General features: G+C 66.8%; 18 protein-coding genes and 2 pseudogenes. 6 read left to right on the top strand and 14 right to left on the bottom strand.

The annotated features are described in order from the left end of the window. Nucleotides 1-53 precede the first annotated feature (53 nt). On the bottom strand, nucleotides 54-1,412 hold the full coding sequence (locus tag AC0KVN_RS08360; protein ID WP_435566649.1) for a glycoside hydrolase family 27 protein: 1,359 nt from the start codon (nucleotides 1,410-1,412) through the stop codon (nucleotides 54-56). 529 nt (nucleotides 1,413-1,941) lie between these two features. Here AC0KVN_RS08360 and thpR point away from each other — a divergent pair. Next, nucleotides 1,942-2,499: an RNA 2',3'-cyclic phosphodiesterase gene (gene thpR / locus AC0KVN_RS08365; RefSeq protein WP_483656059.1), complete on the top strand. Its 558-nt coding sequence runs from the start codon at nucleotides 1,942-1,944 to the stop codon at nucleotides 2,497-2,499. A gap of 24 nt (nucleotides 2,500-2,523) precedes the next feature. Here thpR and AC0KVN_RS08370 read toward each other — a convergent pair whose 3' ends face one another. From AC0KVN_RS08370 to AC0KVN_RS08390, 5 genes and pseudogenes are all read right to left on the bottom strand, one after another. After that, nucleotides 2,524-3,060 carry a superoxide dismutase family protein gene (locus AC0KVN_RS08370; RefSeq protein WP_048939630.1) on the bottom strand — a complete coding sequence of 179 codons (537 nt, stop codon included), beginning with the start codon at nucleotides 3,058-3,060 and terminating at the stop codon, nucleotides 2,524-2,526. Between the two features lie 465 nt (nucleotides 3,061-3,525). Beyond that, a complete protein-coding gene (locus tag AC0KVN_RS08375) occupies nucleotides 3,526-4,602 on the bottom strand; it encodes an OmpA family protein (RefSeq protein WP_010338218.1) in 1,077 nt (358 codons plus the stop codon). 182 nt (nucleotides 4,603-4,784) lie between these two features. Further along, a complete protein-coding gene (locus tag AC0KVN_RS08380; RefSeq protein ID WP_435566651.1) occupies nucleotides 4,785-5,288 on the bottom strand; it encodes a DUF2793 domain-containing protein in 504 nt (167 codons plus the stop codon). Between the two features lie 10 nt (nucleotides 5,289-5,298). Continuing rightward, complete coding sequence (locus AC0KVN_RS08385; protein WP_435566902.1) at nucleotides 5,299-6,204, bottom strand: GTA baseplate fiber-binding domain-containing protein; 906 nt, start codon at nucleotides 6,202-6,204, stop codon at nucleotides 5,299-5,301. A 39-nt stretch (nucleotides 6,205-6,243) separates the two neighbouring features. Continuing rightward, nucleotides 6,244-6,450: pseudogene (locus AC0KVN_RS08390) on the bottom strand (phage tail tube protein); the annotation flags it as partial. Nucleotides 6,451-6,506: 56 nt separating this feature from the next. Here AC0KVN_RS08390 and AC0KVN_RS08395 point away from each other — a divergent pair. Beyond that, the gene (locus AC0KVN_RS08395) at nucleotides 6,507-6,833 is read left to right on the top strand and encodes a hypothetical protein (protein WP_435566652.1); all 327 of its coding nucleotides are present in this window, start codon (nucleotides 6,507-6,509) and stop codon (nucleotides 6,831-6,833) included. Here AC0KVN_RS08395 and gp17 read toward each other — a convergent pair whose 3' ends face one another. The 4 genes and pseudogenes from gp17 to AC0KVN_RS08415 form a co-directional block, all read right to left on the bottom strand. Continuing rightward, nucleotides 6,834-7,244, bottom strand: a complete 411-nt coding sequence (gene gp17, locus AC0KVN_RS08400) for a tail completion protein gp17 (protein ID WP_017501974.1) — start codon at nucleotides 7,242-7,244, stop codon at nucleotides 6,834-6,836. Beyond that, the gene (locus AC0KVN_RS08405; protein ID WP_435566653.1) at nucleotides 7,241-7,447 is read right to left on the bottom strand and encodes a hypothetical protein; all 207 of its coding nucleotides are present in this window, start codon (nucleotides 7,445-7,447) and stop codon (nucleotides 7,241-7,243) included. The genes gp17 and AC0KVN_RS08405 overlap by 4 nt, the downstream gene beginning before the upstream one ends. Beyond that, the gene (locus tag AC0KVN_RS08410; RefSeq protein WP_435566654.1) at nucleotides 7,444-7,977 is read right to left on the bottom strand and encodes a head-tail connector protein; all 534 of its coding nucleotides are present in this window, start codon (nucleotides 7,975-7,977) and stop codon (nucleotides 7,444-7,446) included. The genes AC0KVN_RS08405 and AC0KVN_RS08410 overlap by 4 nt, the downstream gene beginning before the upstream one ends. 23 nt (nucleotides 7,978-8,000) lie before the next feature. Continuing rightward, nucleotides 8,001-8,270: pseudogene (locus AC0KVN_RS08415) on the bottom strand (phage major capsid protein); the annotation flags it as partial. A gap of 66 nt (nucleotides 8,271-8,336) precedes the next feature. Here AC0KVN_RS08415 and AC0KVN_RS08420 point away from each other — a divergent pair. Continuing rightward, the gene (locus tag AC0KVN_RS08420) at nucleotides 8,337-8,504 is read left to right on the top strand and encodes a hypothetical protein (protein WP_435566655.1); all 168 of its coding nucleotides are present in this window, start codon (nucleotides 8,337-8,339) and stop codon (nucleotides 8,502-8,504) included. Continuing rightward, the gene (locus AC0KVN_RS08425; protein ID WP_170828711.1) at nucleotides 8,501-8,638 is read left to right on the top strand and encodes a hypothetical protein; all 138 of its coding nucleotides are present in this window, start codon (nucleotides 8,501-8,503) and stop codon (nucleotides 8,636-8,638) included. Before AC0KVN_RS08420 ends, AC0KVN_RS08425 begins: the two co-directional genes overlap by 4 nt. Nucleotides 8,639-8,748: 110 nt before the next feature. Here the strand turns inward: AC0KVN_RS08425 and AC0KVN_RS08430 are convergent, their stop codons facing one another. Continuing rightward, nucleotides 8,749-9,879, bottom strand: coding sequence for a phage portal protein (locus tag AC0KVN_RS08430; RefSeq protein WP_435566656.1), 1,131 nt, complete (start codon nucleotides 9,877-9,879; stop codon nucleotides 8,749-8,751). A 184-nt stretch (nucleotides 9,880-10,063) separates the two neighbouring features. Here AC0KVN_RS08430 and AC0KVN_RS08435 point away from each other — a divergent pair, with 184 nt between their 5' ends. Together AC0KVN_RS08435 and AC0KVN_RS08440 are read left to right on the top strand one after the other, a co-directional pair. Then, the gene (locus AC0KVN_RS08435) at nucleotides 10,064-10,678 is read left to right on the top strand and encodes an energy transducer TonB (RefSeq protein ID WP_435566657.1); all 615 of its coding nucleotides are present in this window, start codon (nucleotides 10,064-10,066) and stop codon (nucleotides 10,676-10,678) included. 208 nt (nucleotides 10,679-10,886) lie between these two features. Beyond that, nucleotides 10,887-11,609: a tetratricopeptide repeat protein gene (locus tag AC0KVN_RS08440; RefSeq protein ID WP_435566658.1), complete on the top strand. Its 723-nt coding sequence runs from the start codon at nucleotides 10,887-10,889 to the stop codon at nucleotides 11,607-11,609. Nucleotides 11,610-11,687: 78 nt separating this feature from the next. Here AC0KVN_RS08440 and AC0KVN_RS08445 read toward each other — a convergent pair whose 3' ends face one another. The 3 genes from AC0KVN_RS08445 to AC0KVN_RS08455 form a co-directional block, all read right to left on the bottom strand. After that, entirely contained in the window at nucleotides 11,688-12,248 is a 561-nt protein-coding gene (locus tag AC0KVN_RS08445; protein WP_435566659.1) for a hypothetical protein, read from the bottom strand. A gap of 120 nt (nucleotides 12,249-12,368) precedes the next feature. Continuing rightward, entirely contained in the window at nucleotides 12,369-12,707 is a 339-nt protein-coding gene (locus AC0KVN_RS08450; RefSeq protein ID WP_010338206.1) for a hypothetical protein, read from the bottom strand. A gap of 134 nt (nucleotides 12,708-12,841) precedes the next feature. Beyond that, the gene (locus tag AC0KVN_RS08455) at nucleotides 12,842-13,474 is read right to left on the bottom strand and encodes an NAD(P)H-dependent oxidoreductase (RefSeq protein ID WP_097384112.1); all 633 of its coding nucleotides are present in this window, start codon (nucleotides 13,472-13,474) and stop codon (nucleotides 12,842-12,844) included. Nucleotides 13,475-13,504: the final 30 nt, after the last annotated feature.

Here is a 13,504-nt window from a genome sequence, read left to right on the forward strand (position 1 = left end):
CTTCGTTCGCCACCCACCCCTTGATCCCCTCCCTTGAAAGGGAGGGGAGACAGTCAGGCAGCACTCAACCGATACAGGCCCGCCCCATGCGGCGGCAGCGTCACCGATATCCGGTCCGCCTGCTGCCCCATGGCCTGCCCGGCCCACAGGTCGCGCACCGCCACCGGACCGTTCAGCCCCAGATCGCGCAGCCTGATCCAGACCTCGCGTGGCTTGTCGCTGACGTTGAACAAGGCGACATAACGGTCCGCGCTCCCTTCCGCCTTCGCCGACCAGATGCGTCCGCCATCCTCGATATAATGAGGCTGATTGTCGTAACTCGCCTGATTGACCGCGATCACCTCCTTGTTGGTCAGCAGCGCCAGCGTCGCCGCATCCAGATGCCGCAGATCGCCGCCCATGATCAGCGGCGACCGCGCGATCGCCCACAGGGTCATCAGCGTCCGCTGCTCGTCCGGGGTGAAGCGGGTGTCGCGTTCGCCCAGCGCCAGCCGTCCCAGCGGCAGCATGTCCGCATCCGGCCATGATCCCGGCCCGCGATAGGGCGTCCAATTCTCCAGCCGCGTAAACTGAGCCTCCAGCATCGCCCAGTCATCCCAGAAATCATCGGAAATGCGCCACATCTGCGCATATTTGCGGACATGATCGCCGCGCATCACCGGCGTCTCGCCGGGCGAGAGGCTCAGAATGATCGGCCGCCCGGTCGCAACGATCGCCTTGTGCGCTGCCTGGATCTCCGCCGCATGGGCATCATAGGGCCGGCTCATATCGTCCATCTTGACGAAATCGACGCCCCAGTCGGCATAGAGGCGGAAGATGCTGTCATAATAGGCCTGCGCGCCCGGCCGCGTCATGTCGACGCCATACATGTCCGGGTTCCAGCTACAGATGCTCTTCCTGTCGGCAATGTCCGCCGCGCGATATTTCGTCCCCAAGATCGGCAAATTCTGTTCCACCGCCGCGCGCGGAATGCCACGCATCACATGGATGCCGAATTTCATGCCCAGCGCATGCACGTCCTTGGCAAGCTGGGTGAAGCCCTTGCCGCCGGCGCTGGACGGGAAGCGATTGGGCGCCGGGATCATCCGGCCATAGCCGTCCATCGCCGGCTTGGGCTTGGCGTTGTAGGTATAGCTCGACGCCTCGGGCTCATACCACTGAATGTCCACGGTGAAGATGTCATAGCCGAAGGGCAGCAGCTTTTCCGCCATGATCCCGGCGGTCTCGCGCGCCTGCGCCTCGGTGATGGTGGTGGCAAAGCTGTTCCAGCTATTCCATCCCATCGGCGGACGCGGCGCCAGCACCGCTTTTCCCGCTTCCGCCGGAACTGCCCCCGCCCGCACTGCGCCAGCAGCCGCAAGCCCCGCCACACCGCCCGCGAGCATATCGCGGCGGCTGGCCTTCCATGTCATCCTCATCATTTGTCGGAGTTAATAGGAAGGCGACAAAAATAGCAACAGCCGTTCGTTTCGAACCTGTCGAGACATCTAGAGCCAAGCCGCCTGCACGAGTGCACCAGCCATCAAAAGACCAAGATGAGCGGCTAGCGGACACTCCCCTATTTCGTCATGCCAGCGAAGGCTGGCATCTCTCTGTTCTTCTCAGAACCCAGAAGGCAGTGATATCCTCGAAGCGAGGCACGCGCCTCGCTTCGACTTCGCTGGATGACGGAGTTGAGTGGATAGCGGAACGTCCGAAATCCTCCCCACGCTTGCTTGGGGAGGGGGACCGCCGAAGGCGGTGCAGGGGCAAGTAGATGAGGTCGCGCCATTGCCCCTCCATCAGCGCTTCGCGCTGCCACCTCCCCAAGCAAGCTTGGGGAGGAACTAGGAACGTCAGATTCTGGTCGTCAGCCGTCAAAGCGCGACGCCGACATTGCGCCCATTCTCCCGCGCCACCCCGCCCCTATCCGCAAGCCACCTTTCTCCCTATCTACCGCTCATGCACCGCCTGTTCATCGCCATCCGTCCGCCTGCCACGATCCGCAGCCAGCTTCTGGCCCAGATGGCCGGCGTTCCCGGCGCGCGTTGGCAGGATGATGGCCAGTTGCACCTGACCCTGCGCTTCATCGGGCAAGTGGATCGCCATCAGACGGATGATATTGCCGATGCGCTCGCCGGCGTCCGCTTCCAGCCGTTCGCCATCGCGCTCGCCGGCGCCGGCTATTTCGAACGGCGCGGCGTGGTCGACACCTTATGGGCCGGGGTGCAGCCGCGCGATCCGCTCGCCCATCTCCATGCCAAGGTGGATCGCGCCTGCATATCGGCCGGCATCGCGCCCGAAGCCCGCGCCTATCTGCCGCACATCACCCTCGCCCGCTTCAGCCGGCACGGCGGCGATATCGCGCCTTTCCTGGCGCTGCACGCCGGCCTTGCATCGCCCGCCTTCACCGTGGACGAATTCAGTCTCTATGAAAGCCGGCTCGGCCATGCCGGCTCGAGCTATCACGCGGTCGAAACCTATCGCGCGGACGGTCATCCCGGCGTCTGCGACGATTGACGCAGACGCCGGGGCAATCAGGCCTCAGCCGACGCTCAGCACGCCACAGGCAACGCGGCCGCCCGCATTACCGGTCGGGTCGCTCTTGTAGTCGTCGGCCTGGGCATGGATCACGATGGCCGCGCCATCCGCATCCAGCAGCGGCGTCGCGCCGTCGCTGATCGTGCCGCCCGGCACCACATATTCGATCTCGCCGCTGCCGTCGGGCTTGGCCTGCATGTTGGGCATGTCGCCCATATGCATGCCCTGCGGATTATCCTTGCCATGCTGATGGCTGGTCGGGTTCCAATGGCCACCCGCGCTGGTGAAGTCCGGCCCCGTGCAGACGCCGGTGGTGTGGATATGCACCGCGTGGATGCCCGGCGTCAGCCCCTGCGCCTTGACCACGACATGCAAACCATCGCCCGCCTGGGTCACGACGGCGGTGCCGCGCGCGCTGCCATCGCCAGCGGCCAGCTTGGCCTTGGCGGTCGGCGCGGCGGGCGCGCTCTGGCTGGTCGCGGCACAGGCCGTCACGGCAGCGAGCAAAGGCAGGGCAAGGAACAGGGCGGCGGTCTTCATGGCAAACTCCCGATCACGGAAACAACTGCGCGAACGCGGCAGACGCATCTTTGTTGCCGATCCGATCCGGTTTGTCATGCCCTTCTGCATATCGTTCGCAATAAAAGCAGGGAGATAGCATGGCATCCGTCCTGATGCCCGTCCTTCACCGACCCAAAGGGCCGTCCGGAGGCAATAGCCTGAGATCGCGATGTGTCGCATGTCAGGCCCCAGCCCGGTAGCAATCCAGATCGCAGCGTTATGGGTTCTCCCCGGCAAATAGCTGGCCGGCCATGAGCACAGACATGATCAACCGCCCATGCGCCGATCGTCTACGCTGCCCAGCACATGACATGCCGGACGTCCCCCCGGATCTCGACAGACGCCAACGCACGACAGCCCAGCGCGCGCGACGCAAAACAAGAAAAAGGGGCCGATCTTGCGACCGGCCCCTCTTCATATTCCATCCCGAAGGACGGAAATTTCTTACTGACCCGAACCCGGACCGTAGCTGATTTCCACGCGACGGTTCTGGACTTCGCGAACGCCGTCGGCGGTGTCGACGCGCGGCTTCGATTCACCGAAGGCCTGGGTGGTCATCACGCCGTCAGGGATACCCTTCGAGGCGAGATAGGCCTTGGCGGCGTCAGCGCGACGCTGCGACAGGCCAACGTTGTACGAGGCTGCGCCCGAACGGTCAGCGTGACCGGCCAGCATGACCTGGGCGTTGCCGCAAGCGCTGTAGGCCGAAACCGCGTTGTCCAGAATGGTGGCGGCGTCAGGCGTGATGTCCGACTTGTCCCATTCGAAGAAGACAATGTACGGCCCAGGCGAGCATTCCGGCGCCGGCGGAGGCGGCGGCGGGGGCGGCGGGGGCGGCGGGGGCGGCGGAGGCGGCGGGGGCGGCGGAGCAGGCTCAGCCGGAGCGCCGAAGTTGTAGGTCAGGCCGAGCAGCAGGCTGTGCGTACGCAGCTTGGTGCTGGCTTCCGAACCGGCGGGGCCACCGATGGTGGTGTAGGCCGGGATCAGCTTGATGTCGTCCTGGTTGAAGAAACGATACTTCAGCGAGACGTCGACATTGTTGGTGACCGGGTAACGCACGCCGGCGATCGCCTGCCAGGCGAAACCGGTGTCGCTGTCGTTCACCAGGTCGTTGGCCAGCTTGCCACGCGACACGCCGACACCGCCGCCGACGAAGCCCTGCAGGCCGTCATCGGGACCGAAGTCGAGCAGGCCGTTCAGCATGAACGAGAGGGCCGAGGCCGCACCGCCGAAGCCGCTATCGTCGAGGTCGACCTTGGCGCGCTTGTAGGCAGCTTCGGCTTCGAGGCGGAAGCCGCCGAAGTCGTAGCCGATGTTGGCGTCGAAATCATAACCCTTATGGTAGTCAGCCGCCACGGTGTTGCTGGCTACGGTACCGTTACCGGGGGTGAAGGTGATGTCCTGATCTTCAACGATCATTACGCCGGCGTCGACGCCGACATACCAGCTGTTGTCGCGCGCCAAGGCCGGGGTGGCCAGGGCACTGGTCGCAAGCGCAGCCGCGAGGGCAAGCTTCCGCATTTGAATTCCCCTTTCAAAAGTGTCACGAAGGACTGCTGAAACCATGTATCGGCAAGAAGGTTTCATGGCAAGTCCACAATTCGTGAAACCGTTGCAAAAATAACGCAGTAGGGACATCCCCGAGGCTCGCCTCCAAGCTAATACCTACCCCTCTCCATGAAAAGATCGCCGATACTCCAGAATTACATGGAGATCAGGCCATGCCCCTGCAAAGCCGCCAATATCGCGGCAATTGCGCCACGACTCTCGCTATCGATGGTCGTGCCGCCGGTTGGCCCGGCGATCGCGGGCTGGCGCGCGCCGACAATCTGCAGGCCGGCGACATAAAATCCTTCGCTGCGCACCGCATCATCCCGCCATGCCGTACCGTCATGCACCATGGCATGGCCGCGATCCGTCACCGCCAACCGCAATCCGGCGCGTGGCGCAACGAAGCGCCAGCCGCCTTCGGTCCAGCCAGCGACATGTTCCTGCCGCCCGGCCCAGGCACCGCTCGCCCCCGCCGCCACGATCCAGCATTGCCCGGCAACCGGTGCCATCGGCGGCACAGCCAGGTCGGCGCTCTCCGCCACCCCGTGCAACAGCATGTCGATCCGTGCCAGCGCTTCATTATGCATGTTTTCCTTCTGCGCCTGCCCGGCATGGAGCAGCGGCAGCGCCCAGCGATCGCTCGTCTCGTTCGTCATCCTCGCCTCCTCACAGCAGCATCTCGATCATCCCCGACCGCCCCAGCGCCCGCGTGCCGACCTGCCGCACCTCAATACTCAGCGGCTCGCTCACCCCGTCCATCGCGATCATCGCCGCAGCATAGGTCCAGCCCGGTTCCGTCACCTCCGCCCGCCGCACCAGCCGATCGCCCTCCAGCACCCGCAGCTCATAGCGCTCTTTTTCCTCGGCCAATGGCACCTCGCCACCGCTGGTCCAGCGCCATCCCGCCCGGCTGCGCCGGGTCCAGCCGATCCGCCATCCACCCGCCCCGTCCGGCGCCGCGTTCAGATGCACCGGCGCCGGCGGCACCAGCGCCGCGCCGCCGATCATGACTTCCGCCGTCGCGGGTTCCACGTCGCCGACGCCGATCGCCAGCAGGTGCATCGCCGCGCCGATATCCCCCTCCATCCCCGCCACCGCCAGCGGATCGACCAGCCGATCCGCCTCGATCAGCAGGAAGAGCGTGCCAGCACCCTGCCCCGCCATCGCCCATTCCGTGCCGCGCAGCCCGCGCCGCAGCGCCTCCAGCCGATAACTGGCCGGCCCCGTCCGCACCGCCCGGCCGAACTGGACCAGTTCCTGCCCCACCAGGCACAGATTGCGCCCCTGCGCCAAGGCCGCGCCGTCCGCGCTCGCCAGTTCCATATCCTCCGCCAGCAATGTCACCGACAGGCTGTTCACCATGTCGAGCAGCAGCGTGCTGCCCGGCGACAAGGCGGCGTCGATCTGCCCCATCACCGCGCGCGGCGCCGTCCGCCCGATCGGCTCGGCAGTCACGCCCGCATCCAGCGCATAGAGCGCCGCGCTGCGCCAGCCCGGCCCGCCGCTCGCCGCCGCCACCAGTTGCGGCCCGTTCGCCACCCCCTCGGTCAGGCACGGCAGGTCCGCCAGCATCAGCCGGGTGGGGCCGTGCGGGGCATCCACCTGCCGCACGATCTGGCCCGACGACACGCTGCCCGACCGCACCCCCGCGCCCGACAGCAGCTCGCGCCAGCCGCCCGAATCCTTGCTGGTGATGTTGACTGCCTCGCCATTCACCGACAACTGGGTGGTGCGCATTCCGGCCACCGTCTCATATGTTGCCGGGACGTTGCCATTTCCCACCTTCAACAGAAACGCACTTCCTTTTTCGACGCCCATGGCGCATTCTCCCGTCAGACAAAGCGTTCTAAAACGCGGATTAAAGGAGAGGTCTGATGCTCGTGGTTGCTCCCCTTCTGATGATGCTCGCGGCGGCGCCGTCAGCCGACGCCATCGGCGCCGCCCGCAAGGCTTTTGCCGGCTGCCTCTCGGCCCAGGTCCAGCCCTCGCTCGACAAGAAGGTGCCGCTCGGCGAATTTCAGGGTCAGTTGAAGACGACCTGCGCCGACAAGGAAGCGACCTTCCGCGCAGCGATCCTCGCGCAGGACAAGGCCGACGGCATGTCGGACAAGGATGCGCAGGCCGATGCCGACGATCAGGTGTCCGAATATGTCGACAAGATCATCGGCGAATATGAGGAATATAATAAGCCCGGCACCTGATCAGGCGCCGATAGCCTCGCGCACCACGCGAATGCGGTAATCCGCCACCGCCAGCCAGCCGCCTTCGCCGCGCACGCCCGTCCGGGCGATCCGCGACCGCAACAGGCTGGCGGTGACGATCCGCCAGCCGCTCGCCTGCGCCAGGCGGATGACCGGGTCGATCCGCGCCAGCAGCTCGCCCAGCCGCCCGGCCGTCTCCGCCATGTCATGCAGGCTGATCGACAGGCGCAGCTCGCGCCCCTCGACATCCTTCGCGCCCCAGTCGCTGCCCAGGCATTCGCCGACCACGCCATAGGGCGCGCTCGCCCGCACCGGCGCGCCGTCGAACAGGCCGTTCAGCCGGTCCATCAGGCCGCTGTCGGCCTTCAGCGCCGCGATCACCGCGCTGCGTATCGCCACCTCCGCGCTCATGTCCTGCTCCTTCCCGCCTCGCGCAGGCTGAGGTCCGCCATCCAGCGCGCCTTCAGCCCCGGCGCCGACGCCCGCACCCCCTCACCCTCGATCGCCGCCGCCACGCCCTGCGCGTCCAGCGCATCGACAATCGCCGCCCGCCGCCGCGCCGCCCGTTCCTCCATCCGCCGCGTCAGCGTCATCCGCATGACATCGCCCGTCACGAGAGGCGCATCCTGCGCCACGGCCGCCACAACGCGCTCACGACGGCCGGCGGCGCCGCACCCTCGTCACCGCGCGCGACGAAATGCTCCGCCGCCAGCCGCACGATCCCCTGGCGCAGCGATTCAGCGACGCCATTGAGGTCCGTCGCCATCCCCGCCTGATACTCCACCGCCAGCCGGTCCCCCGGCCGCACCGCCCGCACCCAGCCATCGCCCGACGCATCGATGTCGATCGCATAGGCCTCGACCGGCAGCGGCGTGACTGCCCCCGCATCGTCCACCGCCGCAACCATGGTGATCGCCACCACCGGCCGCGCCGCCAGCCTGTGCCAGCGCCCATCCGCCGGCACCGTCTCGCGCGCGCCCCGCCGGATCAGCCACTGGCCGACAAATTGCTCGCACAGCGCCGCCGCACTCCGCAGCAATCCCGCCAGCACCGCATCCTCGCCATCGCTCTCGATCCGCAGATAGGCTTTCAGCTCCGCCATCGACGCCGCCAGCCCCGCGTCGCTCTCCGTTTCCGTCAGCATCTGCGCCCTCCCCCTCCCACCCGTTACGAGGCGGCAAATTTCATCAATTTGATCGCCTCGCTGTTCGCCACCGCGCCGCCGATCCGCTTGACCGCGTAGAAATGGACGAACGGCTTGTTGCTGAACGGATCGCGCAGGATGCTGGTGTCGCTGCGTTCGGCGATGACATAGCCGGCCTGGAAATTGCCGAAGGCGATCGACAGGCTGTTTGCGGCAATATCGGGCATGTCCTCCGCCTCGACCACCGGATAGCCCAGCAGGGTAGCGGGCTTCCCCGCCGCCATTCCCGGCCGCGCCAGCATCTCCTCTTTCATGGCCCCACCTTCCCTTGGGCGCCCCGCGCCCCTATCTGGGCCCGCATGAAGCGCACCCCTCGCAAATTGCTGATCGCCCTCGTCATCCTCGCGCTCGGCCTCATCGCCTGGCATTTCGGCCTGTTCCGCGCCGGCGACTGCCTGTTGCAGGGCGGCAGCTGGAACATGGACAACGGCTTATGCCGTCTCGACAGCCTCGCCCAGCCGATATGAGGCGCGCGCTGCTCGGCGCACTGCTGGTCCTGATCGCCGCCGCCCTCTGCCTCTGGCAAAGCGACTGGCTCGCCCAGGATCGCTGCCTCGACAGCGGCGGCCGCTGGACCGCACAGGGCAGTTGCCAGCGCTAGAAGAAAGACAAACAAGGTTCACGCGGAGCCGCGAAGAAGCGGAGAAGAGAAAAGAGCCGCCGCAGGCGGCATCGCCAAAATCTCCGCGCCTCCGCGTCTCCGCGCGAACCTCAAATCCCCAACATCGCCTTCTTCTCCTCCGCGGTCAGGAAATCCGCCCCCGCCACCCGCTCCCACAGCGCCGCGCGCTCGTCCGACAGCGCCGGCACCGCGTCCAGATCCGGCATCAGGCTCAGCCCCGGCCACCAGCCCTGCAGTCCCTGCGCCAGTCCCGCGCCGATCTTGCCGACCAGCGGCAATATCGTCTGCCGCCACAGCGCCTTGTTCGCCTCGCGATAATTGGCATAGCTATTGTCGCCCGGCAGCCCCATCAGCATCGGCGGCACGCCAAAGGCCAGCGCGATCTCCCGCGCCGCCGCGGCCTTCAATCCGACAAAGTCCATCTCGGCCGGCGACAGGCTCATCGCCCGCCAGTCTAGCCCGCCCTCCAGCAGCATCGGCCGCCCGGCATTGGCCGCACCGCTGAACGCCGCCTCCATCTCGCGCCGCACCCGCTCAAACTGCTCCGGGCTCAGCACCGATCCGTCGCCCGGCGCATAGACCATCGCGCCCGAAGGCCGCGCCGCATTGTCGAGCAGCGCCTTGTTCCACACCGTGGCAGCATTGTGGATCGCCACCGCCCCCGCCGCCGCGCCGACACAGCCCAGGCCATAATGATCGTCGAGCGGATGGAGCGCGCGGATATGGAGCAGGCTGGTCCGCCCCGCGCCATCCTCGGGCGACAGCCGGGTCACGCTCTCGCCCACGCGATAGAGATAGGCCGCCGGCCAGCCGCGCGCATCCGCCTCCACGCTCACCCGCTCGGGCCGCAGCGCGAACAGCTCGGCCGGCATCCCATCCGCGCCCGCAATCACCTGCACATAGCCATTGCCGTGCAGCAGCACATGGCTCGCCAGCGTCTCGATCAGGCCCTGCCCGGCCGACGCCCGCGCTACCAGCGCCCCGATGCGGGCCGACGCCCCGGCATCCACCCCGCCGACCTTCAACGCGCACGCCCCGGCCCCTTCGGACACCAGCCGCATCGCCCGCTGCGCCACCGGATTGCCGATCACCCCGGCGCGCAACTGCGCCTCATAGCTGGCCGGCCATTCGCCCAGCGCCACCGTGCCCGATCCCCAGGCCCGCGCCAGCACCGGCCGCCCGGCTTCTCCAGCCGCCGCCTTCGTTCCAAACCATTTCATCCGAACATCCCCCTATGCAAAAAATCCTCGCCCCTTCGGGGAGAGGATAGGGAAGGCCCGCGGCGCCAGCCGCCTGCCAAAAGCTGGAAAGCGGCGCCAGCCGCCTACCGAGACTTGGAGAGGGGCACGCCCTTGCGGACCGACCCGCCTTTACAAAAGCCGGGCGGCGATCAAATCTGCGCCCATGCCCCTTGCACCGATCCTGCTCATACTCGCCCAGGCCAGCGGGCCGGTCGCCACGCCCCTCGTCCTGCCCACGACCCAGGATTATGCGCTCGTCGCCCTGCCGCCCGCATCGACCGGTGCCGCCACCGTTCGCATCACGCGCCGCCCCAACAGCGACCAACTGGATTGCACCCCCTCGGCCATCACCGGCGGCACCGCCATCGCCGTGGCAAGCTGCCGGCTCGCCATGATGAAGATGGGCTGGATGGCAGCGGTGAAGGACAGAAATGGTCAGGATGGGACGATCCCGGTCGTCCGCCTGTTCTGGGAGCCGGCACCATCGACTTTCCAGGGCGACATGGGCGGCGCCACGCCGATCGCCCTCGACGGCAAGGCGCCGATCGCAAGCGACCCGGACAAGGCAGCAACCGCGCTGCAAAGCGATTATACCGTCCGGCTCGACGCCACCGGCCGCCCCCGGTCCTGCCGCATCACCCAATCATCCGGCACGCGCCGATATGACGACACCGCCTGCCTCGTGGCGATGGGCCAGCGCTATCTGCCGGCGCTCGACGACCAGGGCCGACCAAGGGAAACCGAGGTAAAATCCTGGGTTCGGTTCACGGATCGATAAAGGGCCGGCGCCCCCTCCGCTTCGGAGCATCCCCCTATGCAAAAAATCCTCGCCCCTTTGGGGAGAGGATAGGGAAGGTTGGCGGCGCCCAGCCGCCTACCGAAACGTGGAGAGGGGCAGTGGATCCGCCCAAAATATTGCCCCCCTGTTTCCAGCGCCGCCCCACCCTGCTAATCAGTCGCAATATCCAAACCAGAGACCTGCCCTGATGACCGCCACCTCGCCCCTCCTGTCCCAGACCGCCGACCAGATGCGCGAACAACTCGCCGCCTCGCCGGAAGCCGCCGCCGCGCTGATCCGCGCGGGTGCCGATGCCGGCCTGCCCGACGCCCAGGCCTATTATGGCCAGCTGCTGCTCGACGGTCAGGGCATCGCCGCCGACCCGGCCGAAGCCTTCCGCCACTTCGGCCTCGCCGCCGCCTCGGGCCATGTGATGGCGATCAACATGGTCGGCCGCTGCCATGAAAAGGGCTGGGGCACGCCGGTCGATCCGGTCGCGGCCGCCGCCTGCTATCGCCGCGCAGCCGAAGCTGGCCTCGACTGGGGCATGTATAATTGGGGCAGCGCGCTCGGCCTCGGCGCGGGCGTAGCCCAGGATGAACAGGCGGCGCTCGGCTGGTTCCAGAAGGCCGCCGCCCTCGGCCATGCCAAGTCGATCAATTTCCTCGGCGCCTTTCATGAGGAAGGCCGCCTCCTCCCCCGCGACATGGACCGCGCGGCCCTATGCTACCGCATCGCGGCGGAGGGCGGCGATTTTCGCGGCCAGTTCAACCATGGCCGGCTGCTGGCCGACGCCGGCGACATCGCCGCCGCCACCCACTGGATGCAGACCGCCGCGACCAGCGCCACCGCCGCCTTCCGCACCATGATGCGCGACCATCTCGCCGCCTCAGCCCACGCCGCCCTGCGCGCACTGGCCGCCGATCTGTAAACGCTTCGGCCTTAGAAAAATGTCGTCATTCCGAACCTGATCCGAGAGCCCTTAGGCCCTTGCATCTGGCGGGCGGGGCTATAGCGCCCGATCCATCAGCTTGCGGATGCCGAACCAGATATAGAGGGCAAACATCCCGCCACTGCCGAGCATCCAGACCCAGCCCCGGAAGCTGCGATCGCCGCCAGCGACACAGCCCCAGAAAATCAGCCCGCTGAACCCCAGCGCAAACAGGATGAAACGCCAGTTCAGCATCGCGCGGGCATCCCGTCGCATCTGCGCCATCGGGCGTGGCGGCAGGATATCCGGCCGCCCCCTGACCAAGCGCCGCGGCGCGAAACTGGCATAATATATCCAGGCCATCAGGCCGACCACACAGGCCGTCGTCATGACATTCTGCGTCCAGTCAGGCAGCGTCAGCCATTCCGACAAGGTCACCCAGACGATGATGATCGCCATGATGACGCCTGTCGACGTCCACATGCCCCGGCGACCTGCAACCCGCTGCCAGCGCGCAACCAGCGCTGCATATTCCTCCGGGCTGACGAACTTGGCGCCACCCTTGCGGGACGGATAATAGGCATAACCGCCCTCCACCGGCGTGAACTGGCGCTGAAATACCCCAATGCTGTCGAACATGATGATCCCCCTGCCGGCATCCTGTCGGTAGAAGGCGTGAATTTCCATCCTTTTGTTCGTAGGACGAAAAAGGCCCGGCACCTCAGGGGCCGGGCCTCATTTCTGGCGATGGGCGCTATCTCATCTGTTCCGCCGCAGCACCTCGTCGCAGCGGGAATTGGTGCCCGATCCCTTGCCGATCAGCCGCCCCGCCGCCGCGCCACCGGCGCCGGCCAGCACCGTCTCGCCCACGCCGCCGCCGGCGATGATGCTCGCGCCCGCGCCCACGCCCGCGCCGATCGCGGTGCCCTTGTCGCGGCCCTTCTTGCCCTGGAGCAGGCAATAGCGCACATCGTCGCGGTCGCGCGGATAGGCCCGCGCGATGCGCGCCCGATCCTTGCTGTTCAGGCTTGCCGCCAGCACCGGGGTTGCGACCATCGTAACAGCGGCCACCGCCGCGATCATCCTGACCATCTTCATGTCCGTCACTCCTGATCGGTGCGAAACGAAGCAGGAGAGCGCCTTGTTCCGGCGCCCATCCTCCTTGTTCACAGCCCCATATAGGGGCCGTGACGGACCGCCGCCTATTGCGGTTAATCCCTATCCGGGCGCCATCAATCGATGCGCGAAATGAAGTCGGCGGCCGGGCGGCGCACCTTCTTCAGATTGACCAGCCAGTCGCCCTCGTCCGCGCGATAGCCCAGCGGCATCATCACCACCGAGCGCAGCCCGCGCGCCCGCAGGTCCAGTATCTCGTCCAGCGCGGCCGGGTCGAAGCCCTCCATCGGCGTCGCATCCACCTCTTCAAAGGCGGCGGCGGTCAGCGCGATGCCAAGGCCGACATAGGCCTGGCGCGCGGCATGCTCGAAATTGGTCTGCGCGTCGCGCTGCGGATAGGTGTTGAGCAGCATCTGGCGATAGGCTTCCCAACCCTCGTTGCGGAAACCGCGCTCGTCATTGACCAGGTCGAACATGCCGTTGATCCGGTCGGCGGTATAATTGTCCCAGGCGGCAAAGACGACCAGATGCGACGCATCGGTCACCTGCGCCTGGTCCCAGGCGATCGCCCGGATCTTGGCGCGCAATTCCTTGTTGGTGACGACGATCACCTCGAACTGCTGCAACCCGCTCGACGTCGGCGCCAGCCGCACCGCCTCCAGGATGCGCTCCACCTTGTCCTCGGCCACCACCTTGTCCGGGTTCATCTTCTTGGTGGCATAACGCCAGTTCAGACGGTCGATCAGCATGAGAAATCCTTATATTGCAACGGCGCCAGC

The sequence above is a fragment of the Sphingobium sp. SG1 genome (genome assembly GCF_057063145.1).